This window comes from Rhizobium arsenicireducens (assembly GCF_964021225.1).
The window spans coordinates 1,007,492-1,030,124 of record NZ_CAXHYK020000001.1 but is presented as its reverse complement, the minus strand read 5'-3'; the positions used below and the strand labels follow the sequence as shown (position 1 = coordinate 1,030,124).

Sequence of the window (22,633 nt, the reverse complement as noted above, 5' to 3'; positions counted from 1 at the left end):
AACGGTAAGCAGCCATGGGACTGATCCTCGAAACGCCACGTCTGATCCTGCGCAACTGGCGGGACGACGATCGCGACCTCTTTCGCGAGATCAACCGCGACGCGAAGGTGATGGAGTTCTTTCCGTTTCGCCGCTCAGCCGAGGAAGCCGATGGCCTCATGCAGCGCGCCCGCGCCATGATCGAGGAGACCGGGCTCGGCCTCTATGCCCTGGAATTGAAGCAGGACGCCGAGCCGATCGGCTTCTGTGGCCTGTCGAAGGCGGGACTGTTCCCGGTCCTGCCGGAGGAGACGATGGAGATCGGCTGGCGTCTGGCGACCCGCTTCTGGGGCAATGGCTATATCACCGAAGCGGCAGGCGCTCTCGTCCAATTCGGATTCAAGGCCAAGGGCTTGTCCGAAATCGTTGCCTTCGCGGTTGAAGCCAACAGGCGTTCGACGGCGGTCATGGAGCGGATTGGCATGCACCGCGACGCGGACGGAGACTTCGACCATCCGCGCGTACCCGACAGCCATCCGCATCTGAAGCGGCATGTGCTTTACCGGATCAGCCGGCCGGACTGAACGGAGTACAGATCATGTGCAGGTTGCAGCCCTATTCCAGCGGAATGGCGACGTGGCGCAGATTGCCCTTGGCGTCGGAAATCATCACATAGGCATTGCGCCGACCCTCGCTCTTCAAGGCGCCGAGCGTCTCCGCAGCCGCTTCCGGCGTCTCGACGAATTCCTGTGCCACCTCGACAATGACCTGACCTGGCTCCAGCCCCTTTTCCGCCGCAGCAGACCCCGGCTCGACGGCGGTGATCACCACGCCCTCGACGCTCTCGGCGATCGAATAGGTCTTGCGCGCCGCATCGTCGAGCGGGCCGAGTTCGATGCCGATCGCTCCGAGAATCGCTGGCAAAGGCTCACCCTGTACGCCCGGCGATTGCTGCTCGCCCTCGTCACCCGGCACCGTTTCCTCGCCCTCTCCCTCGCCTTCCCCCGGCGGCAGGACGCTGTCCTCCGGCGCCACAGCCACCTCGGCCGCCTTCTCGTCTTCCAGCCGTCCGAGCTCAACGCTCATCTTCTGTTCCTGGCCGTCGCGCAGGACCACCACTTCAACCTCGGCACCGACCGCGCTCTCGGCGACGATCCGCACCAGGTCACGTGTGTCATCCACGCTCTTGCCATCAAAGCCGATGATCACGTCGCCGACCCTGATCGGGCCGTTCTCGACCGGACCGCCCTTGACGAGTCCGCTTACCAATGCGCCGCGCGCCTTGCCGATCTTGAGACTTGTCGCCACTTCGTCGGAAACCGGCTGGATACGCACACCGAGCCAGCCGCGCCGGGTCTCGCCGAACTCGATCAACTGCTTGATGACGTTCTCGGCAAGTTCGGTCGGCACCGCGAAGCCGATGCCGATCGAGCCGCCGCTGGGCGAGATGATCGCCGTGTTGATGCCGATCACCTCGCCGTTCATGTTGAACAGCGGGCCGCCCGAATTGCCCTTGTTGATCGCGGCATCGGTCTGGATGAAATTGTCGTAGGGGCCGGCGTTGATGTTGCGGCCGCTGGCCGAGATGATGCCGACGGTCACCGAACCACCAAGCCCGAACGGATTTCCGATCGCCATGACCCAGTCGCCGATCCGCATCTTGCGCGAATCGCCGAACTTTACGGCGGTTAGCGGAGACGGAGGCTCGACCTTGAGAACCGAAAGGTCGGTCTTCGTGTCGGTACCGATCAGCTTGGCCTTGAGTTTCGAACCGTCCGGGAAGACGGCCTCGATGTCGTCGGCGCCTTCGATCACGTGGTTATTGGTGACGATGAAGCCGCTCGGATCGATGACGAAGCCGGAACCGAGCGAATTGACCCTGTTGTTGCCGCCCTCTTTGCCGCGGTTCTTGAAGAAGTCTTCGAACAGTTCCTGGAACGGCGAGCCCTCCGGCACCTGCTGCACTGGCCCTTCGCCCTCTTCCTTGACGCTCTGCGAAGTGGAGATGTTGACGACCGCCCCCAGCAGACCTTGTGCCAGGTCGGCAACCGATTCCGGACCCTGGGCAAGGGCGGGAGGTGTCGAACCGAGCGAACCGAAGGCCAGGGCCGTACCGAGCAACAGGGCCGGGATGAGCGTGCGGGACTTGGCGGCGGTCCGGGTCATGCGGTCTTCCTCTCGCGAACAGGCGTCTTTTTTGGCCGAAGCATAAGGCGGAAAGATGAAAGGGGAAATCAATTTCAGCGGAGCAGCCGCCTGCCGGGGCTAGCCACGCACCAGCCAGACGAGCCCGACGCCGCAGGTCACGGAGATCAGGCCAGCGAGCCGCAAGTGCTCCGGTGGAATTGTCGGGAGCAGGCGCGCCATCTGGACAAGAAATCGAGGGGCCAGTGCATAGACCAGCCCCTCGATAATCAGGAATAAGGCAAAACCTGCGAGCAGATCCGCCATGGCCGACGTCAGTTGCCGACGGCCGGCGCGGCGTCTGCGGCCGGAGCCGCCGGCGCAGCAGGAACCGCCGGTGAAGCGGGAATTCCGCCCTGCGCCTGGTTGAAGAAGCGGAAGAAGTCGGTATCCGGCGACAGCACCATGGTCGTTCCGGTGCCGCCCAGCGCCCCGCCATAAGCCTGCATCGAGCGATAGAACTCGAAGAAAGCCTCGTCGCGACCAAAGGCTTCGGCGAAGACCCGGTTGCGTTCGGCGTCACCCTGACCACGCAGGATTTCCGAATCGCGCTGCGCACCCGCCTGCAGCTCGACGACCTGGCGGTCGGCGATGGCGCGGCGGCGCTGGCCCTCTTCGTTACCGCGGGCGCGGATCAGTTCGGCTTCGGCCAGACGTTCGGCCTTCATGCGCTCGAAGGTCTGCTGCGAGACTTCCTGGGTGAGGTCGGTCCGGCGAATGCGCACGTCGGAAATGGTGATGCCGAGCGATTCGGCGTCGACCCGGAGGTCGTCACGAACTTCCTGCATCATCGATGCACGCGCATCCGACAGCGCCGCCTCGAAACCACGCAGACCGTAGACACGACGCAGAGACGCGTCGAGACGGGTGCGCAGACGCGCTTCGGCCGAATCCCGGTCGCCCGAAACCGTTTCGCGGAAGCGGCGGGGATTGGTGATCTTGTAGACCACGAAGGCATCAACCTCGTAGAACTTGCCGCCCGAGACCTGGACACGGATATTGTCGAGGTCGAAGCGCAGGGCCTGGTCCGGAACATATTGAACCCGATCGGCGTCGGCGAAAGCAAACGGCAACTTGAAGTAAAGGCCCGGCTCGGAGTGGACGGCCTTGATCTGACCGAAGCGCACCACGACGGCCTGCTGGCGCTCATTGACGACAAAGACCGACGAATAGACCAGCAGCAACAGGGCGGCGAGTCCGATCAGGACATAAGCGAGACGATTGGACATGATCAATTGCCTCCCTGAGTTTGGGTCTGGCCCATGCGGCCGAGTTCGTTGAGCGGCAGATAAGGCACAACGCCCTGTTGCTGATCGCCCAGGATAACCTTGTTCGAGCTTTTCAGAACCTGCTCCATGGTTTCGAGATAGAGGCGCTTGCGGGTGACATCCGGTGCCTTGCTATATTCCTCGTGAATATCGACGAAGCGCTGCGCCTCACCCTCGGCTTCCTTGACGACGCGGTCCTTATAAGCGGCCGCCTCTTCTCGGATCTGTGCGGCCTGACCACGTGCCTGACCAAGTTGCTGGTTGGAATATTTATTGGCTTCCTCGACAAAGCGGTCCTCGTCCTGCTCGGCGCGCTGGACTTCGTCGAAGGCGTCAGCGACCTCGCGCGGCGGAGCCGCGTCTTCGATCGCCACCGCATTGATCGAAATGCCGGAACCGTAGCTGTCCATCGTTCCCTGCATGATCGCCTTGACGTCGGCAGCGATCTGCTGACGAGCGTCGCGGAAAATGTCCTGGGCCGGACGACGGCCGACGACTTCGCGCATGGCGCTCTCGGCGACCTGCTGCAAGGTCACCTGCGGAACCTCGATATTGAACAGGAAGGATTTCGGGTCGCTAACGGTGTAGAGGACCGAGAACTGGACGTTGACGATATTCTGGTCGCCGGACAGCATCAGGCCAGCGCTCGACGAGGTCGAAGCCTTGGCGCCGATGTTCTGCTGCTGTTCGGTCACCTTGGTGATCTCGACGGTCTCCAGCGGCCAGGCATGGAAGTGCAGGCCAGGCATGGAGATTTCTTCCTTCGGCTTGCCGAAGCGCAGTTCCACGCCGCGTTCGTCCGGCTGAACGGTATAGATCGCTTGAACCATCCAGAATGCGACAAGCACCAGCGCCAGGATGACGATCACGCCACCGTTGAAGCCACCGGGCACGATGTTCTTCAGCCGGTCTTGGCCACGCCGGATCAGATCTTCAAGATCCGGAGGCGTATTGCCGCCGCCGCCACGCGGCCGGTTCGGCCCCTGCCCCCAGGGGCCCTGATTGTTACCGCCGCCACCGCCGCCCCATGGGCCGCCGCCGCCGTTCTGATTGCTCCAGGGCATTCATACCTCTTAGCTTGTTGTCGCTCCCGATCCCTACGCGGCTGCCTATCGGCCCCGCGCGGACGTTAGTCCCGTTATAGGGATCGGCATCCTTGCTTTCAACGGAAAGCACTTAACTTCTTCGCGAGTGATGAGAAATAGTGCGTTATGCCGCCCATCGTCGGCGATAAACGGCGTAGCGCGTCGGATAATTATCCTTTTCGCCGGCCGGCACCGCCATTTCCTCGATCATCTCGAACACCGCCGGGTCGATCGCCGGAAACAAAGTATCACCATCGACTTCGGCTTCGACATGCGTGACATGCAGTTCGTCCGCGAGCGGCAGTGCCTGGCGATAGACCTCACCGCCGCCGGCCACGCACACGACGTCGACACCCGAGGCGATGGCGATCTCCTTGGCCCTGGCAAGTGCCTCTTCCAGGCTGCTGAGGGTCTCCACGCCCGGCATCTCGATCGCCGGACCGCGGCTGACGATCACATGCGGACGTCCGGGCAAGGGCTTGCCGCCCACCGACTCAAATGTCTTGCGCCCCATCACCAGCGGCTTGCCGAGCGTCAGCGCCTTGAACCGCTTGAGGTCGGTCGACAGCCTCCACGGCATGTCGCCGTCGCGGCCGATCACGCCATTCTCGGCCATGGCGACGACGATGATGATCTTGGGATTGCCCATGCACTGTCCTTCCAAGCCCGCCGCCCGCAGTTAGACGGCGATTGGCGCCTTGATGCTTGAATCAGCCTCATAGCCTTCAAGGCTAAAGTCTTCGAATTGAAAGGCAAACAGGTCGCGGACCTGCGGATTGAGCCGCATGGTCGGCAGCGTCTTCGGCGTGCGCGAAAGCTGTAGCTTCGCTTGCTCGAAATGGTTGGCGTAGAGATGGGCGTCACCCAGCGTATGGACGAAGTCGCCCGGCTTCAGGCCCGTCACCTGTGCCACCATCATCGTCAGCAGCGCATAGGAAGCGATGTTGAAGGGCACGCCGAGGAAGATGTCGGCCGAGCGCTGGTAGAGCTGGCAGGACAGTTTTCCGTCGGCGACATAGAACTGGAACAGGCAATGACACGGCGGCAGCGCCATTTCGTCGACTTCGGCCGGGTTCCAGGCGGAGACGATATGCCGGCGCGAGTTCGGGTTCCTGGTGATGCTCTCGACCAGATTGGCGATCTGGTCGATATGGCCGCCCTTGCCGTCCGGCCAGGAACGCCACTGTGCGCCATAGACCGGCCCGAGGTCGCCGTTCTCGTCGGCCCATTCATCCCAGATCGTCACGCCGTTTTCCGTGAGATAGGCGATATTGGTATCGCCCTTCAGGAACCACAAGAGCTCGTGGATGATCGAGCGCAGGTGGAGCTTCTTGGTCGTGGTGACCGGAAAACCTTGCGAGAGATCGAAGCGCATCTGGTAGCCGAACACCGAGCGCGTGCCGGTGCCGGTGCGGTCGCCCCGGTCGGAGCCCGTCTCCATCACATGGCGCAAGAGGTCGAGATACTGCTTCATGGTGTTGCCGCCGATTCCTGTTCGACGGCAACTTTAGCGCCCGCGGCCCTCCGAACCAAGCCGGTCGAGCGGTTTATCCAAGCTCGCGTCAGAGTTCCTCGAGCTTGCCGAGTTCCTTGGCAACAAGGTAGTAGAAGGTCACGCGCGACTTGCTGTTGTCCTTCGCCATGATGGTGCAAACCGTATCGACCGCCTTGTCGACCGCCGGACCGGTCACACCGAGCTTCTTGCCACACCACTTTTCCTTGACGCGGGCGAGTTCATCCGGATCGGACGCGGCCACGAGCGACGAATCGCGGTTGCGCAGGGCAATTCCGAGGTGACGCACGATCTTGTTGACCACCGCCTCGTCTGCCCCCGCGTCGTAATGCTTCACGTCTGCGAAATAGTCGGTCATGGCTTTCTTCCTCTCGCTTGGCGCGGGCGTCTCATGCGCGCCCGCTTGATCAGCAGAATGTGAGAAGCGGTCGCAGCCGTCAAGTCGCTTGGCTCCGCGGGTGGAAAACCCGGGAGATACGCCACCGCCAATTGAATTTCGCCCGGAATCCGGCGATGAAAGGGGCTGGGCACGGACGGTGGATCGGGCAAACGGAGGCACATGCGAAAATGGCATTCAAACGACTGATGCTGGCGCTGCTGACGGCACTCGCCATGACGAACACCCCCCTTCCCGTCCGCGCCCAGTCTGCTGCGCCGCATCACCTCGTCGGCACGTGGAATGTCGATGCCGGCGGGCCGGTCGGCAAGTGCCAGATCGAGCTGCAGAGCCACACCTTCGCCGGACGTTTCGCCGCCCGCTCTATCCTGTGCATGGGTCCGCTCGCCTTCGTCAACGGCTGGGCGCCCGAGCGCAATGGCTTTGCCCTAATCGGCATCGACGGCCGTCCGATCGCCAGCTTTTCTCCCGCGCGCGGCATCATGACTGGCCGCCTCGCCGACGGCTCGCTGCTCGTCATGCGGCCCGCCCGCGGCCCACGCACCGATGCCATGCAGCCGCCGGACACCGGCGCCAACCCCTGCTACCTCCGCGAGGACACCGGCAGATGCGTGCGCCCCGAAGACACGGTGGCTCCGCGTGGACCGCATCCGGTCCAGGTGCGGATTACTGGCTTGATGAACATCCGCCGCGAACGCAGCCTCGAAAGCCAGGTTGTGGGCCAGGTGAAGGCTGGCCAGTGCATCATTGTCAACGCCTGTTTCGACACCAGATGGGGCGTTCGCTGCGAGATCCCGATGGACGGCGGCGCGACCCGCGGCTTCATCCTGAAGTACTACGAGAAGAACGGCCGCGACTATGTCGGCTTCGTCAATCGCTGCTGACGAAAACTTCCTTGTGGTTTGCCCTTTTCATCGGCGCCCTAACCACCTATATCTGTCTTGCCGGGGCTTGCTCCGGCTATGGCGATAAACGGTCGATGTAATAAGCCTATTGGACCCGGGGGCGGTACCCGGCGCCTCCACCAAAAACCGGTCGGTTCCTGAAGACCGGCTTTTGATGGGGGCGAAATAGGATCGACAAGGGTGTAAAGATCGAACTTTTGCTCGGCATGATACCGCCGTTATCGGGTCACAAGTGTAGTTGCAAACGACAACAACGCTAAGGGTTATGCTCTCGCTGCCTAATGGCGGTGCGGGAAATCCGAACTAAGCCCTCAAGGTTAGCCCCTTGAGGCGGGGTCCGAAGGCACCTGGCAACAGAAGCCTTCACCTTCCCTCCTTTGCCTACCTTCCTCTTTTCAAATCGTGTAATATGCTTTGTCATGACTCGGGTGACGGGGGCTTTCCCCGGATGCGGCGTCGTGGCATATAGCCGCGCGAAAACGCCAAGTAAAAGAAAGACAGGATCATATGGAGAACGACCATATTCGCTACGACATTCTGGCTCAGGACGCCCTGCGCGGTGTCATCCGCAAGGTTTTGACCGAAGTCGCAGCCACCGGCCGTCTTCCAGGTGACCACCACTTCTTCATCACCTTCCTGACCGGCGCGCCGGGCGTGCGCATCTCGCAACACCTGAAAGCCAAGTATGCCGAGCAGATGACCATCGTGGTCCAGCACCAGTTCTGGGACCTCAAGGTCACCGACAGCCAGTTCGAGATCGGCCTGTCCTTCTCCGACACGCCGGAAAAGCTGGTCATCCCGTTCAACGCCATCCGCGGCTTCTACGATCCATCCGTCAACTTCGAACTCGAATTCGACGTGCCGTTGACCGAAGAGAACGAGGAAAGCGCCGAGATCACCGCCTACCCGGTATCGAACGGCGAGCGAAGCGTGGATCAGCCTGAGCCGAAGACCGGCGACGAGGAGAAGAAGCCCGGTTCCGTCATCTCGCTCGATTCCTTCCGCAAGAAGCAGTAGGCTTCAAGCAGACCTTCAGCGCCGTCGCCCGATGGCGCGCATCGTTCGGGGATGAGAGGCATGAGCGCAGACGTCGTCAATCTCCGTCAGTTCCGCAAGATCAAGGCCCGCTCGGAAAAGGAAAGACAGGCGGAACAGAACCGCCTGTCCTTCGGCCGTACCAAGGCGGAGAAGAACCTGACGGATGCACTCAACGCCAGGGCAGAAAAGACGCTCGACCAAGGCCGCCTCGACAGGTCCGACGACGATTAGCCTGAAGACGAATTGCCCGACCAGCAAAAACGATTCCCGATCAAGCACCTGCGCCGATTTCCGGATTCAACTTGCCAGGCACTTGAATCAATCTCCGAGCCAGAGGCGCGATGATCCGCAAGCACTCGATCACCCTGCACGGCCACCGCACCAGCTTCTCGCTGGAACAGGAGTTCTGGGACGAACTGCAGGCGATCGCCATCGAGCGCCAGATCCCGCTTGCTACCCTCGTCGCCGAGATCGACGAGAAGCGAGACCCGCGCACCAACCTCTCCTCCGCCGCCAGGCTCCATGTCCTGGCGCGCCTGAAGGCTGCGCTACGCCATTGAAGAGACCCAGTTCGGCGAGCGCTACACCTAGGTCTGAGCGCCGTCCCCGGCGATGAATGTTGAAGGCGGCCAGCAGGGGCCGCCTTTTTTCATGGCTGCGACACGGGCTTGGCTGGGCACTTGTCCAGGCGCGTCGCCCCTTCATCGAGCGCGCCGGAGACCGACAAGGACGTGAGCGCCTCGCCGTCCCGTTCGTAGACATGGCGGTCCAGCCAGAAATCGGCCTCGCCCGAACAGAGCAGGTCCACCACCAGGCTGTCCTTGAGCACGGTCGCGGCGCCAAAATTGCAGCCGAACTCATAGCCCCGAACCAGCGCCTTGCCCTTGGCCGCATCATATTCGAACGTCAGCGGCCCCATGTTGCAGGAAAACTCCGTGTCCGGATCCGCATGGGCAGGCGCATAGCCGTCCTTGGCGCTCGCAAGCTCGCGGGCAAAGGCATTCACCTTGTCGTCGAGCACCGCCCGGGTCTTATAACCCCAGTTCTGCAACCGCCATGCGGCCGCCTCGGCAAAATCCTGGAAGCGTTTCTTGCCCTTGCAGGCCGTGCTGTCGTCGCAGTCGAGGAAATAGTCCTCCATCTGCCTGTCGATCTCCTCCAGCGTCATCAGTTCGAGCGCTGCGGGGAAATAGCCGAGCAGCGCCGCATTGCCGAGCGCCCCGGCGCAAACGCCGGCAGTCGACTGTTCGAAGCAGGCCCGCATCGATGCCGTCAGGCGCCGCTCGACCACCGGGCGGAAAGCGTCCTCCCGCGTCACATCCGTCGCCGCCCCGTCGCGCAAGGCCATGATCTTCACCGGCGGCGCGGATTCGGCATAGCTGGAGAAGACATAGAGAAAACGGTCGTCGCCAAGGTCGAACTCGACATTGCCGTCCCCGTCGAGATCCGCCGCAAGCACGCCGAAACCATCGAACGTGCCGAGTTCGACTGTCTTGACCGCATCGTCGCTCGCATGGGCAAGGGTAACCGCCGTGCAGCAATGCGCCCCGCCACTGAACGACGAGAACACCACGCCCGGCTGCGCCCATTGCAGGGGATAGATACCGATCTGGCCCCGCGCCATGTCGTCAGGCCCGGTCTCGAGCCGGATCGTCGCCTCGCCCTTGTCCTTGTGCCGGACCTTGAGCACCGCCGTCGCCGTGCCCTCGTCATTGTCCTCGCCACTCAGCGTCAACGTCCAGTCCTCGCCGCGATAGATCTTGCCGAAATCGGCGCGGCTCCAGTCGACCATCATGCCGGAGCCGATCGTCACCTCCTGAGGCTCGGCCACCTCCTCCGTCTTTACCTGACCGAAAGCACCCCGATCGAGCGCCCGGGCGCAATCGGCCATCTGCCGGATCGTGTCGCTGGAGCCTGAGAGCGAATATGGGCCGTAGCTGACATTGTCGACGGTCAACCTCATCCGCCCGGCATCGCGCAGCGCGGCCATGAAGCTCGCATTCGGATTGGTGAGATAAAGACCGCCGGAACCGTCCGTGACATTCGCCCGCATGGTACCGGTCCACCTGCGGCGATCGGTGTGCACGACGATGTCGTAGTCCTGTTCGTTGGTCAGCCAGCCGAGCTTGCTGCTGGCGACCAGCACGACGACGACATTGCTGTTCGGTCGGATGAAGAACAACCCCTCCTTGCCGTCCTTCGGACTGGCGATGCAAACCTTGTCCTGACGATCATAGGCCACCGTCCAGCCGCGGTTCTCGGCGAACGGCTGATAGCGCTCGTCCGCCAGGCCTGGGCCGGAGGCCGCAAGCACCAGGAACAGCGAAAGACAAGAAATGAGCGCGCGAAACATGATCCAGACCCCTCCACCCTGCATGGCCCCACCAGCAAGTCATTCCAGACTAGGCGAGCGTTTTGCCACAGGCAAGAAGCTGCGCCGTCGCAGCCTTGCGCGCTCGCCGGAACATCCGCCAACCAGCCGTACGAATTCGATTTGGCCTCAGTGTGCCTAATTCACACCAGGCAGACCTTCGAATTGCAGCTCGACCGGGGGAAGCGCGCCCCCGCGCGTCACGCCCTCAACCGGCGGAAGAGCATCGCCGACCGGTGGTACAGGCTGCTCGGCGGCTTCAGCGGCCTTCCGGCGCGCTTCCTCTGCTGCCCGACGATCCGCCTCGGCCCTCAGCCGCACCTCTTCCGCAAGCCTTGCCCGCTCGGCTTCCGCCGCGGCCCTGGCGCGCTCCTCGGCGCGGTAGCGATAGAGTGCTGCCTCGCGGCGCAGCCTTTGCTTCTCCAGCACGTTGGATTGCAGCGTCTCGACCCTGCGGCGCTCGCGCTCGAAGGCCCGCTGCGACAGGAAATTCGCAAGATCGCCGACATCGAGCTTGCGCTCTGGCTCGGCAACGTCGCCTGACAGCAGGAGCCGCAAGGCAGGCTCCGCGCCAGCCAGCGCCTCGTCACCCGCCTCGAAAGCGACGCGAATGTCTGCATCCGTCCGCCACTCGCGCAGATCAACCCGCACGGTCCCGTCGAGCTTTGCCGCCTCATTGGCGAGCGCAAATGTTGTGGCGCGCAGGATCCCGTCGGTAATGTTGAACGGAAGTTCGACATTGACAAAACTGCTCGGTGCGCTTGCAAGCAACGGATCGACAAGTTCCTCGACCTTGTCCGCGGTGATTTCCCCTTCGATCGCGTCCGCCCGGGGCAAAAGCTTCGGCAGCAAGCCGGCATCGAGCCGCCGCACGGTGAGCGCCGCGATCTTGACCGCACCGGAGCCATTGGTCGCCTTGAGCAGATCCCTGACGCTGCCCCCTGTCGCCTCCGCCACGAGGTCGAGGTCGAACTTGCCCTCCAGAACGGCCGCTGAATTTACCGGCCCAAGCACCCGTTCTGCATCCCCGAGATCCGCCTGGCGCAGCGCGATGCGTCCCTGGTAGAAGCCGTTGCCATCGGTATTGGCGACCATCAGCCGCCCGCTCATCGTGCCGCCAAGCCACTGCCCTGCCGCATCCTCGACAATCAACTGACCACCTGAACCGGTGAGCTTTGCGGAAAAATCGGCGATCGGTCCGTCGATACCCGGTAAAAAGCTCTTGGCCGTCAGATCCACGGCGAAGTCGAAATCATTGCGGGGCTTCGGCAGAGGCGTCGTCAGCAGTTCACCCGTTGCGCCGTTGCTGACCGGTCCGAGCACGCCTTCGGCCAGCCAGGCGAGATCGACACTGTCAAGGGCGACCTGCCCTGCGAGTTTCGGCACGGCGCCATTCCAGTCGATGACAAGCGTGCCGGCCATACGGTTGCCAGCGGCCTCGGCATCGATCGCCGAAAGCTCGGCCTTGCCCTCGCCCAGCGTCAGCTCGGCGCCAAGTCGCGCCGCCAGGCCTGTCCCGCCCTGGGGCAACAGGACGCCGGTCATCATCAGATAGGGCTCAAGGTCCGGGCTCTCCAGCTTGATGGTCCCTTTCCCCTTCGGAAAGCCAGCCGCTGCGAGACCGATCCGGCCGCGTGCGGCAAGCGAGGAGCGTCCCGCCGAAAGGGTCAGCACTGCATCGGCCGGTCCGTTGCCGGCACCGGTCACGCTGAATTGCAGCCGTCCACCCTCGCCGCCGCCGATCGGCAGCGGATCCAGGCCGGCCTGTCCGAGCAGAACCTGCGCCTCCGGGTTTTCCAGCGTCGCAGCGAGATTGACCTTTGCGTCGCTGGCAATCCGCGCCAGATCGTTGACGCCATAATCGAGGGTGATGCGGCTGCCGTTGGCGGTGCCGGCAACCTTGACCGCCATGCCGCCGCCGGCCGCATCGCCAAAGACGAGACTGGCCGTAAGATTGCTGTCTGCATACCAGGGCGCACTTTCCACCAGCCGCGCCCCGAGCGGATGCGCCGGCAGGCGTTTGGCGATCAGCGCAAGGAACGGCCCCGGATCGGCGGCGGACAAAGCCACCTGGGCCTTGCCCGAGGGCGTAGCAACCGGCCCCTTGACCGTTCCGCTCGCCCTGAGGTTCGCGCCCGCCACGTCGCCGATACTCAGCCGGTCGACGACGAGGCTTGCGCCGTCATAGGTGAAGATTGTCTCCACATCGCTCGCCTCCATGCCGTAGCCGGTCAACCGCCCGACCTTGAGGCGCGTGGCGATCTTCTCGGCGAGCAGCGCCTCATTCGCCTCCTCGCCGACAATCAGGCTGGCGACGGCACGGGCCGCGTCGAGATCGATCTCGTTGCCGCTAAGGTCGATCGACAGCGTGGCCGCCGCCTTGTCGAGCGACTGGCGTTCGAGCCGGCCGTAGAGCAGCGCCGACCCGAGCGCAAGTTCGAGCTTCTCGAAACGCTGGATCTGCGGCGTCAGGTTGACCGCAGCGGAAAAACCCAGGGACTTCAACTGGCGGATGGCGGGGTCGACGCTGCCAGAAACCCAGGTCGAAAGACCCGAAGGCTGCGTCGAGGCGACCAGCAGGTCGCCGTTGAACGAGGGTGCAGTACCCAGCGTCAGGCGTCCCTTGGCCTCCACCTGCGTGCGGCCCGGCAGGACCACCACCGCGCGCTCGACGTTCCAGCCGCGTCCGTCCGGCCTGACGTCCAGGGTAACGTCGCGCAGAACCGTATCGCCGGCAACGATCGCCGGCAGCCTGAGCGTCGCCTTGCCCGGCAGGTTCGGAATGGGAATTTGGCTTGCCATGGCGACCAGCATGTCGAGGCGTTCGCGCACCGAACCCGCGGCATTGCGGGCCGTCTTGCCCTTCGTGCTCTCATTGGCCAGTCGGTTGACGTCGACCTGTTGGCCCTCGGCCGTCAGCAGGAATTCCGGATTAAAGCCGGTGTCCAGCTTGGCCTCGCCGATGACGACATAGGGGTCGGCCGCATCGCCAAGCTCGAACCGGTAGGAGGTCAGGGCGATGCGTTCATTGGTGAGTTCGAACTCACCCTTGGCGCGCGGCGGTAGCGTCTTCGGCTCGCCCCTGGCGGGCTCCGTGCCCTTCCAGCTCGCCTGGAACTGCCCCTCATAACTCGGCTTGCCCGATTTCAGTCTCAGATCGCCGTCGAGTTCGATGTCGACGGGCCGGGTCTCGGGCTGCAACCGCAGTCTCAGCGAAATGGCATCGGCGCCGACTTCGGGCTGCAGGCTGGACAGGAAGAATCGCCCGGCCTCGCCGTCAAGCGCCGCCCGTCCCTCGACCGACCACGGCCCGGCCAGCGAACGCGCCGACATGTCGGCGTCGAGACCGGTAATCTTGCGTGTGCGGCCGGTCTGCTCATCGATGAATTCGATCTCACCGCCGACGACCGTGACATTCTCGAGCACGACGGTGCGCGCCGGAATGTCGGCGCTGCTGCCACGCAACCAGTCGAGCGTGCCGTCGGCGGAGAGCCGGATGCGCGCCTTCGGCTCCTCGATGCGCATGTTGAAAATACGGGCCTCGCCGGACAAAAGCGGCGCGAGTTCAGCATCCATGGAAAAACGCGCCACATGCACCAGCGGCTTGCCGTCCTTGTCGGCACCGACCGTTACGTCATGCAGGGTAACGGAGGGGAATGGCAAAAGGCGCGCATTCACCTCGCCGAGCACCGTGACCTTCTTGCCAAGAATGCGGCTCGCCTGGCTCTCGAAGTCCTTGCGGAAATCGGTCCAGTCGACAAACAACGGCCCGAGCAGCGCCGCAAACAGCGCCACAACCAGCAGCCCGCCGAGGAAAACCAGTATGCGTCCAAGCACGTCCTGCGACTCCCATCACTTCCGGCGCAAAGGTAATGCAATTCCCTGCAGGAGCAAGCCGCAAGGGCCGCACTTCACATGCGGAAGATCTTGCCGGGATTGAAGATATTGTCCGGATCGAGGCTTTTCTTGATCGAGCGCATGAGCGGGATGGCCGAGCCGAGCTCGAGTTCGAGATAGCTCATCTTGCCCTGCCCGACGCCGTGCTCGCCGGTGCAGGTGCCCTCCATCGCAAGCGCCCGGGCATTGAGGCGTGCCATGAAGGCCTCCGACTTGGCGAGATCCGCCGGGTTCTTGTCGTCGAACAGCATCAGCACGTGAAAATTGCCGTCGCCGGCATGCCCGACGATCGGCGCCAGCAGCCCCGTTTCGCGAATATCGGCCTGGGTCTCGGCGACGCAGTCGGCAAGCCTGGAAATCGGCACGCAGACATCGGTCGATAGCCCGTTGAGTTCCGGCGCCAACGCCCGGCCCGCCCAATAGGCATTGTGGCGCGCCTTCCACAACTGCGCCCGCTCCTCGGCATTGGCGGTATAGCGAAACGCGTCAGAGCCGAATTCGGCCGCGATTTCCCGGAACTGCTCGGCCTGCAATTCAACCGTCTCCTCGGTGCCGTGGAATTCGACGAACAGCGTCGGCTTTTCCGGATAGGAGAGCTTGGAATAGGCATTGACCGCCTTCATCTGCATCTCATCGAGAAGCTCGATGCGGGCAACCGGTATGCCCATCTGGATGGTCATGATGACGGTGTCGCAAGCCGCTTTCAGGCTCGGGAAGGCGCAGACGCCGCCGGAGATCTTCGCCGGAATGCCCTGCAGCTTCAGCGTGATCGAGGTGATGATGCCGAGCGTGCCCTCGGCGCCGACGAAAAGCCGCGTCAGGTCGTAGCCGGCCGACGACTTGCGGGCGCGCTGCGCCGTCCGGATCTCCTCGCCGTCGGCGGTGACCACGGTCAGCGCCAGCACATTGTCCTTCATCGTGCCGTAGCGCACCGCATTGGTGCCCGAGGCGCGCGTCGAGGCCATGCCGCCGATCGAGGCATTGGCGCCGGGATCGATCGGGAAGAACAGGCCGGTGTCGCGCAGATAGGTGTTGAGCTCCTCGCGGGTGATGCCCGGCTCGACGGTGCAGTCGAGGTCCTCGGCATTGACCGAGAGCACCTTGTTCATCCGGGTGAAATCGACCGAAATGCCGCCGCTCGGCGCATTGATGTGACCTTCGAGCGAGGAGCCGGTGCCGAACGGGATCATCGGCACCTTGTGCGCCGCGCAGGTCTTGACCACCGTCTTCACGTCGTCGCTCGTCTCGACGAAGACGACGCCGTCCGGCAGTTGCGCCGGCAGATAGGACGTGGTGTGGCTGTGCTGCTCGCGGAAGGACTGGCCGGTCTGGAAACGCTCGCCGAACCCCTGTTTGAGGATGCCGAGCACGGCCGTGATCCCCGCCTCGTTGCGAACCCCTGCGACGACATCCTTCAAGGCCATGCGAACTGTCTCCCCCTCTGCCATCTCGGCAGTATGCTCACCAAAACAGGGCCGAGCTATGGCCAAGTCGATCCCGCTTGTCCAGTGCCTCGCCTGTGGCCGCCAACCGTAATGCACAAATCCGCTGGCTCATAGTATTGCGACGCCACAACGCGATGGGCTAGATGGCGCCCATGAGAACTTTCCTCAAAAGCCTCGCCATCGTCCTTGTGCTCATCGGCGCCGCCAGCGGCTATGTCTGGTGGAACTACGATGCCGTCGTGACGATGATCCTCAAACCCCAGACTGCAACCGCCGGCGACATCACCGAGGAGAGCTTCGGCCTCGTCACGGCCGACGGCCGGCACTTCGCGCTTGGCGATCTCGAAGGCGCGCTTTCAACTTTCCCGCCATCCGCCGATGCAGCCCCGCGCCCGCTCGTGCTCTTTGTCCACGGCTTTGGCCCCGATCCGGACGGCGCATTCGGCCTCTACACGATGGGCGAACTGGCAAAGGGCGCGAACGCCGACGTTTTGATGTTCAACTGGCCGTCCTGGATTTCGATGACCGAGTTCCCGGTGCTGAACGCCAAGGCGGCGAGCGAACGGCTGACCATTCTGCTACAGAACATGGCCGAACTGCGCGGCCCCGGGAAGGCGCTGGCGGACCGCCCGGTGATGATCGTCGGCCATTCGATGGCCGGCGAAGTCTTCCGCCATGTGGCTGAGGCAGCGACCGATCTTCCCAAGGGACTGGTCTCGCGCATCCTCTTCGCCGTCCCGGAAACGGCGCTGCCCGATCATCGGCTGTGGATGGAAAAGCTCGGATTTGCGGATGAGGTCTTCGTCTTCGTCAATTCGGACGATCCAGCCCTCCAGGTCACCACACGCATGTACAATACCGCCCGGCTTGGCCGGACGCTGACCAATCTCGACGGTTCGCCCGAACCGCTGGCGCAGAATGTCGACTACATCCTGCTCGACCCGGAAAGCTGGCGCCACTATTTCTTCGTCTCCGGCCAGCGCAGCGAGGCGATCGACCAGATCTTCGCCGACATCCTGAAGACCGGCGCCCCCGCCCTGAAGAACGATTACCTGCGGCCCGAGCCCGCCGGCAATGTCTTCGTCGTGGTCGGTCCGGGCGCCGAAGGCAGCTGACGCCGGCCCTCTATTTCAGTGTCTCGCCAAGGAAGGCGAGCAGCCGTCGCCAGTGCCGCTCGGCACCGGCCTCGTTGTAGACGCTGTGGTCTGGCACGCACCAGCCATGGGCCATGCCGACGTAGTTCTCCAGCACGAAATCGACCCCGGCCGCACGAAACGCCTGGACAAGAAGCGCCGCCTGCTCGGGTGTGAACGAACCATCGACGCCAGCCGCACCGACGTGGACGCGCGCCTTGATTGAAGCGGCCCTCAGATGCGGGCTGTCCGGCTTGTCGCTCGCCAGATTGCCGCCGTGGAAGCTCGCCGCAGCGCCGATCCGGTCAGGATAGGCTGCAGCGGCCGAGAGCGCCCGAGAGCCGCCCATGCAATAGCCGACAACGCCGGCCGGCCCGCCAGCACCGGCATCGGCCAGCGCATCGAGGAAATGCGCCGTATCGGCCGCCGTCATGGCCTGGCTCGTGCCGTCGATCATCGCGCGCAATTGGCGCCCGCTCGCCTCCTCCTTGAATGCCGTCCCGGCATCGAACGGACCGTAGGCGCCGAAGCGGTAGAACAGGTCCGGCACCAGCACGGTATAACCCTCGCGCGACAGCCGCGCGGCCATCTGGTCGAGTGCGGCGCGAAGCCCGAAGGCATCCATGTAGAGGATCACGCCCGGGCGGATAATGGCCGGGCTTGCAGCATCAGGTAGGAACAGCCCGGCCTTGGCGATACCGTCGGCGGTCTGGATGTCGATGGCATGCTTGGTCATGAAAGGCTCCTCCCCTCTGTCCGCATGGCGCGCAGATCGTCACTCGGCCGCCTCGATCGCCGCTGCCACCTGCATTTCCTTCTGCAACCGCTTCTCCTCATCAGCATGCGGCTTGGAGAAGCGCGCGAGAGCGAGGTAGGCCAGGGGCGTGACATAGAGCGTCACCACCGTGGCGAAGCCGAGCCCGCCGACGATCACCCAGCCGAGCGCGATGCGGGCCTCGGCCCCTGCCCCTTGAGCAAGCACCAGCGGCACGCCGCCGAGAATGGTGGCGATCATCGTCATCAGCACCGGTCGCAGACGCAGATTGGCGGCATTTTCGATGGCTTCGCGCACCCCCTGCCCGCGGTCGCGCAATTGGTTGGCGAATTCAACGATCAGGATGCCGTTCTTGGCCATGATCCCGACCAGCATGACAAGCCCGATCTGGCTGTAGACGTTGAGGCTCGTGCCGGTCAGCAGCAGCGCGAAGACCGCGCAGGCCAGGCCCAACGGCACCGTCGCCATGATGATGATCGACGACAGCACGCTCTCGAACTGCGCCGCCAGCACCAGGAAGATGATGATGATGGCAAATCCGAAGGTCGAGGCCATGCCGCCGCTGTTTTCGCTGAGCGTGGCTGCTTCCGCGAGCGGCAGAACCCGCGCCCCCGTCGGCAGATGCGGCTCGGCGAGCGTTGTCGCCTTCTCCAGTGCCGCCCCGAGCGAAAGCCCTTGCCCCAGTCCGGCGGTGATCTGCACGGCGGCAAGCTGTTGCTGACGGGCGAGCGACGGTGCCACGGCCTTTTCCTCGAGCGTCGCGATCACCGACATTGGCACGGTCTTGCCGTCCGCCGTCCTGAGGAAGATGTTTTCCAGGTCGGTGGGATCGTCGATCGGCCGCGTCGTCGAGGCGAGCTTGACCGGATAGGCTTCGCCGTCGACGAAGACATCGCCGATCGAACGGCCGTCGAGCAAGGATTGCATGGCTTGGGCCAGCCCGGTGATGTCGATGCCGAGATCGGCGGCCCGCTCACGGTCGATCGACACGCCGAGCTGGGCCTGGCTGATATCGTTCGACAAACGGGGATTGTCGAAACTGCCGTCTGCCTCCAGATCGGCCACCAGTTTGATCGCCGCCTCGGTCAGCTGTTCATGGCTCGACCCGACAAGGGCAAATTGCAGGCCGCTGCCGCCGCCGCGAATTCTCAGACTGTTCGGCTGCATGGCAAAGGCGTTGACGCCGGGAATCCCTTGCGTCAGCCGTGTCATGTCGCGCACGATTTCATCCTGGCTACGATCCCGCTCCCCCCAGGGCGCCAGCGTCAGCACCATGAAGCCGCTGTTCTTGCTGCTGCCGAAACCGGAGATTGAAAAGAGATTGGTAACCTCCCCGCCGTCGCGCAATGGGGTGAGCACCTCCTCGATGCGTCGCATCTGGTCCTGCATGTAATCGAGGCTCACGCCCTGCGGCGCGGATACGCGCATCAGGGCCACCGCTCGGTCTTCACGCGGCGTCAGTTCGTTGGTGATCAGCGAAAAGGCCGCAAAGGCGATAAGGGAGAAGGCGATTGCCACGGCGGCGACCACGATCGGCGCATTGAGACAGGCGCGCAATGTTCTGCTGTAGAATGCGGCAAATGCATTACCGAAGCGCGCGAGCGGGCCGGCGTGCTGCTCGATCGCATGCGCTGTCAAAAGACGCGAGGCCAGCATCGGGCAAAGCGTCAGCGCCACGATCGACGACAGCGTCACGGCAAAGGCCAGCACGAAGCCGAACTCGCGGAAGAGCCCCCCCACCTGTCCCGGCAGGAAGGAAAGTGGGACGAAGACCGCCGCAAGCGTCGCGGTCGTGGCGATGACAGCGAAGAATACCTCGCGCGTGCCCAGCACGGCCGCAGCGCGGGGGCCGAGCCCCTGGCCGCGCCGGCGCACGATGTTTTCGAGCACCACGATCGCATCATCGACGACGAGGCCGGTCGCCAGAACGATGGCGAGCAGCGTCAGGATATTGATCGAGAAGCCCACAAGGTAGAGGGCCGCCACGGTGCCAATCAGCGAGACCGGCATGGTGATTGCCGGAATGATGGTTGCACGCCAGTCGCGGAGAAAGAGAAAGATGATGCCGACGACGATCACGGCGGCCAATACCAGCGCGGTGATCACCTCGTCGATTGCGCCTTGGATGAACACCGCATCATCGCTGGTGATGCGCAGTTCAGTCCCGGCCGGCAGCTCCGTCTGCAATCGCGCAACCATGTCCTTGACGCCGTTCGATATGCTCAGCGTATTCGATTGTGCCTGGCGGATGATGCCCATGCCGATACCGGCCTTGCCGTTCGAGCGCAGGGCGGTGCTGGAAAGATCAGGCCCGAAGGTGACCGTCGCGACATCGCCGAGACGCACATTCCTGTCGATGATCAGCCTGGTGAAATCCTCCGGCGTTTTCAGGTCCGCCGTCGCCCTGACGACAATGTCCTGCGTCGTGCTGGTGATCGAGCCCGCCGGCACGTCGAAGGCTATATTGGAAAGCGCCGATGTCAACGAGGCCACGGTCAGTCCCCGGCTCGCCAGCGCCGACTGGTCGACGTCGATGCGGAAGATCTTGTCCTGATCCCCGTAGAGCTCGACATCGGCAACGCCGTCGACCGATGCCAGGCGGTCGATAATCTCGTTGTCGACCAGCAGCGTCAGATCCTCGAGGCTCATCCGGTCCGAGGTGACGGCCAGCCGCATGATCGGATCGCTGTCGGAATCCGCCTTTACGATGCGCGGCTCATCGGCATCGTCAGGAAGCCTGTTGGTCACGCGGGCGATCGCGTCGCGCACATCGCTTGCCGCAACGTTGAGGTCGGTCGAATCGGAGAATTCCAGCGTCACCCGGCTCGAACCGAAGGAGGAGGTCGATGAAATGGATTTCAGCCCGGCGACGCGGGCGACCGCGCCCTCGACCACCGTCGTCAGCTGCTGGTCAATGGTTTGCGGCGCGGCGCCGTCGAAGGAGGTCCGGACCGTGATCACCGGTCGATCGACATCGGGCAGTTCGCGCACTTCGATACCATAGAAGGCAGCAAGACCCGCCACCACCAGAAGCGCATTGGTCACCGCCGCAAAGATCGGCCGCCGGATGAACAGTGCGGTAAAGCCCGCCTGCTTGTCCGGTGTCGGAGCTGAGGCGTGGCCCGGCGCCGATCCCTGCGTTTCGCTTGCGGCACCCGTGCCGCCCGGGAGTTCCGTCTTCTCGCTCATCGGCTTGCCACCGGTTGTCCGCCTTCGGCGGGTGTTGCCCCTGCCTCGTCGCCCAGAATTTGCACCGGCCGTCCGGCCCGCACGCGTTGAATGCCCTCGGTCACCACCCGTTCGCCCTCGGCCAGTTGCGCCTCGACCAGCACGGCATCCGGATTGCGCTGGACGATCCGCACCGCAACCTTCTCTGCCTTGCCGTCGGTGACCCGCCAGACAAAGGAGCCATCGCTGTCCCATTGGACTGACAGCGGATCGACAGCCGGATAGCGCTCGCCGTCGAAACTCATCTGCACGGTGAACGCCATGCCGGCGCGCAGATCGTCGTTCTCGTTGGGGATCCTGGCGCGGATCCTGAGCGTCCGGCTCGCCTCATCGATGCGGTTGTCGACCGCCTCGACAGTGCCCTCGTAGAGCTTGCCCGGCCGCGCCACCGGAGTGGCCGTCAGTGGCTGGCCGACCTTGATAACCGGAGCGAAACGCTCGGGCACCCAGAAGTCGACGAGCAGTTCGGAGCGGTCGTCCAGCGTGGCGATCGCCGTCGAACTGGTGACATTGTCGCCCGGATTGACCGTGACGATGCCAGCAACCCCGCCAATCGGCGCGATGATCGCACGCCGGCTGAACTCCAGTTCGGCACTCGCCAGCGCCAGTTCCGCCGCTTCGAGCGCGATCGCCGCATCGAAGGCATCGATGCGCGAGACGGCGGATCTCAGGTTGGTGTAGAGCTGGTTCTTCTCGGTCGCGCTCTTCAGCGCCACCTGCGCCTGGTCGCGGGCGATCCGCTGCTCCTCGCTTTCGAGCCGCGCAATGACCTGGCCCTTCTCCACCCGGTCGCCCGAATTGATCGCGATTTCGGCCAGCATCCCCGAAACCTGCGGCATGACCGTCACCGACTGGATCGCGTCGCCGGTCCCAAGCGCGGTGAGCCGGTCGTTGACGGTGCCGATGGCGACAGGCTGCACCACCACCAGCGTCGCCGCGCCAGCGCCCGCGCGGCGATTGCCGTTGGCCTGTCCCTGACCCGTCGCCTGACCCGGCTCACCCGGCGTTGCGCCCTCTTGTCCGGCCGGCGCCACCAGAGCGACAACGCCCTCCGGCATCCCGATCCGCCGCAATACGCCATCGGCGCCCGGGACAAACCAGACCCACAGAAGGATACCGGCGGCGACTGCCAAGAAACTGAGGGTCAACTGCTTCCAAAATGCCATTAGGAACTCCAGCCTATGCCGCGCTCGATGCGTCTCGCCTTGCGGACGCAGTGCAGTCATGAGGCGAATTGCGGATCATCGAAGCGGCAATATTTCGCTGCAAGGCACAAACGGCAAGGCGGAAAGACCAACATTACGAAATTGTCATCCGCCAACCCGCGTGCACACGCGGGCACGGAGCCCTCGGCACCCCGCCTTGGACGGCGGCGCCCCGAACTGACAAAGAACGGCGATTGCCTGCGGATAGCA

General features: G+C 63.8%; 19 protein-coding genes and 1 other RNA gene. 7 read left to right on the top strand and 13 right to left on the bottom strand.

The window, feature by feature from the left end; genetic code table 11:
• Positions 1–14 precede the first annotated feature (14 nt).
• The gene (locus tag ACWPVA_RS04820; protein WP_454286595.1) at positions 15–563 is read left to right on the top strand and encodes a GNAT family N-acetyltransferase; all 549 of its coding nucleotides are present in this window, start codon (positions 15–17) and stop codon (positions 561–563) included.
• A gap of 31 nt (positions 564–594) precedes the next feature.
• On the opposite strand, the gene ACWPVA_RS04815 is transcribed toward ACWPVA_RS04820, so the two are convergent.
• From ACWPVA_RS04815 to ACWPVA_RS04785, 7 genes are all read right to left on the bottom strand, one after another.
• Positions 595–2,145: a Do family serine endopeptidase gene (locus ACWPVA_RS04815; RefSeq protein WP_454286594.1), complete on the bottom strand. Its 1,551-nt coding sequence runs from the start codon at positions 2,143–2,145 to the stop codon at positions 595–597.
• A gap of 99 nt (positions 2,146–2,244) precedes the next feature.
• On the bottom strand, positions 2,245–2,430 hold the full coding sequence (locus ACWPVA_RS04810; RefSeq protein WP_454286593.1) for a DUF2065 domain-containing protein: 186 nt from the start codon (positions 2,428–2,430) through the stop codon (positions 2,245–2,247).
• A gap of 8 nt (positions 2,431–2,438) precedes the next feature.
• Positions 2,439–3,392, bottom strand: coding sequence for a protease modulator HflC (hflC, locus tag ACWPVA_RS04805; protein WP_454286592.1), 954 nt, complete (start codon positions 3,390–3,392; stop codon positions 2,439–2,441).
• Positions 3,393–3,394: 2 nt separating this feature from the next.
• Positions 3,395–4,495: an FtsH protease activity modulator HflK gene (gene hflK / locus ACWPVA_RS04800; protein ID WP_454286591.1), complete on the bottom strand. Its 1,101-nt coding sequence runs from the start codon at positions 4,493–4,495 to the stop codon at positions 3,395–3,397.
• A gap of 145 nt (positions 4,496–4,640) precedes the next feature.
• Positions 4,641–5,165, bottom strand: coding sequence for a dihydrofolate reductase (locus ACWPVA_RS04795; RefSeq protein ID WP_454286590.1), 525 nt, complete (start codon positions 5,163–5,165; stop codon positions 4,641–4,643).
• 30 nt (positions 5,166–5,195) lie between these two features.
• Entirely contained in the window at positions 5,196–5,990 is a 795-nt protein-coding gene (locus ACWPVA_RS04790; protein WP_454286589.1) for a thymidylate synthase, read from the bottom strand.
• Between the two features lie 88 nt (positions 5,991–6,078).
• The gene (locus ACWPVA_RS04785) at positions 6,079–6,387 is read right to left on the bottom strand and encodes a DUF2853 family protein (protein WP_454286588.1); all 309 of its coding nucleotides are present in this window, start codon (positions 6,385–6,387) and stop codon (positions 6,079–6,081) included.
• A 209-nt stretch (positions 6,388–6,596) separates the two neighbouring features.
• On the opposite strand from ACWPVA_RS04785, the gene ACWPVA_RS04780 reads away from it, so the two are divergent.
• The 5 genes from ACWPVA_RS04780 (at position 6,597) to ACWPVA_RS04760 (ending at position 8,929) form a co-directional block, all read left to right on the top strand.
• Positions 6,597–7,310: an AprI/Inh family metalloprotease inhibitor gene (locus tag ACWPVA_RS04780; RefSeq protein WP_454286587.1), complete on the top strand. Its 714-nt coding sequence runs from the start codon at positions 6,597–6,599 to the stop codon at positions 7,308–7,310.
• A 20-nt stretch (positions 7,311–7,330) separates the two neighbouring features.
• Positions 7,331–7,699: a transfer-messenger RNA gene (gene ssrA / locus ACWPVA_RS04775) on the top strand.
• Between the two features lie 139 nt (positions 7,700–7,838).
• Positions 7,839–8,348: an SspB family protein gene (locus ACWPVA_RS04770; RefSeq protein WP_454286586.1), complete on the top strand. Its 510-nt coding sequence runs from the start codon at positions 7,839–7,841 to the stop codon at positions 8,346–8,348.
• Positions 8,349–8,408: 60 nt separating this feature from the next.
• Positions 8,409–8,600, top strand: a complete 192-nt coding sequence (locus ACWPVA_RS04765) for a DUF4169 family protein (protein WP_454286585.1) — start codon at positions 8,409–8,411, stop codon at positions 8,598–8,600.
• 110 nt (positions 8,601–8,710) lie between these two features.
• Positions 8,711–8,929: a ribbon-helix-helix domain-containing protein gene (locus ACWPVA_RS04760; RefSeq protein WP_454286584.1), complete on the top strand. Its 219-nt coding sequence runs from the start codon at positions 8,711–8,713 to the stop codon at positions 8,927–8,929.
• An 89-nt stretch (positions 8,930–9,018) separates the two neighbouring features.
• Here the strand turns inward: ACWPVA_RS04760 and ACWPVA_RS04755 are convergent, their stop codons facing one another.
• The 3 genes from ACWPVA_RS04755 to ACWPVA_RS04745 all read right to left on the bottom strand — a co-directional run bounded on the left by ACWPVA_RS04755 (position 9,019) and on the right by ACWPVA_RS04745 (position 16,061).
• Positions 9,019–10,722, bottom strand: coding sequence for a hypothetical protein (locus ACWPVA_RS04755; RefSeq protein WP_454286583.1), 1,704 nt, complete (start codon positions 10,720–10,722; stop codon positions 9,019–9,021).
• Between the two features lie 156 nt (positions 10,723–10,878).
• Entirely contained in the window at positions 10,879–14,577 is a 3,699-nt protein-coding gene (locus ACWPVA_RS04750) for an AsmA family protein (RefSeq protein ID WP_454286582.1), read from the bottom strand.
• A gap of 74 nt (positions 14,578–14,651) precedes the next feature.
• Complete coding sequence (locus tag ACWPVA_RS04745) at positions 14,652–16,061, bottom strand: FAD-binding oxidoreductase (RefSeq protein ID WP_454286581.1); 1,410 nt, start codon at positions 16,059–16,061, stop codon at positions 14,652–14,654.
• Positions 16,062–16,234: 173 nt separating this feature from the next.
• Between ACWPVA_RS04745 and ACWPVA_RS04740 the strand changes: the two genes are divergently transcribed.
• Positions 16,235–17,197 (top strand): alpha/beta fold hydrolase, encoded by a 963-nt coding sequence (locus tag ACWPVA_RS04740; RefSeq protein WP_454286580.1) that lies wholly within the window; start codon positions 16,235–16,237, stop codon positions 17,195–17,197.
• A gap of 10 nt (positions 17,198–17,207) precedes the next feature.
• Here the strand turns inward: ACWPVA_RS04740 and ACWPVA_RS04735 are convergent, their stop codons facing one another.
• Genes ACWPVA_RS04735 through ACWPVA_RS04725 form a run of 3 tightly spaced genes read right to left on the bottom strand, consistent with a single transcriptional unit; the run spans position 17,208 to position 22,384 of the window.
• Positions 17,208–17,951, bottom strand: a complete 744-nt coding sequence (locus ACWPVA_RS04735) for a dienelactone hydrolase family protein (protein WP_454286579.1) — start codon at positions 17,949–17,951, stop codon at positions 17,208–17,210.
• A gap of 39 nt (positions 17,952–17,990) precedes the next feature.
• Positions 17,991–21,179, bottom strand: a complete 3,189-nt coding sequence (locus ACWPVA_RS04730; RefSeq protein ID WP_454286578.1) for an efflux RND transporter permease subunit — start codon at positions 21,177–21,179, stop codon at positions 17,991–17,993.
• Entirely contained in the window at positions 21,176–22,384 is a 1,209-nt protein-coding gene (locus tag ACWPVA_RS04725) for an efflux RND transporter periplasmic adaptor subunit (RefSeq protein ID WP_454286577.1), read from the bottom strand. Before ACWPVA_RS04725 ends, ACWPVA_RS04730 begins: the two co-directional genes overlap by 4 nt.
• Between the last annotated feature and the right edge of the window lie 249 nt (positions 22,385–22,633).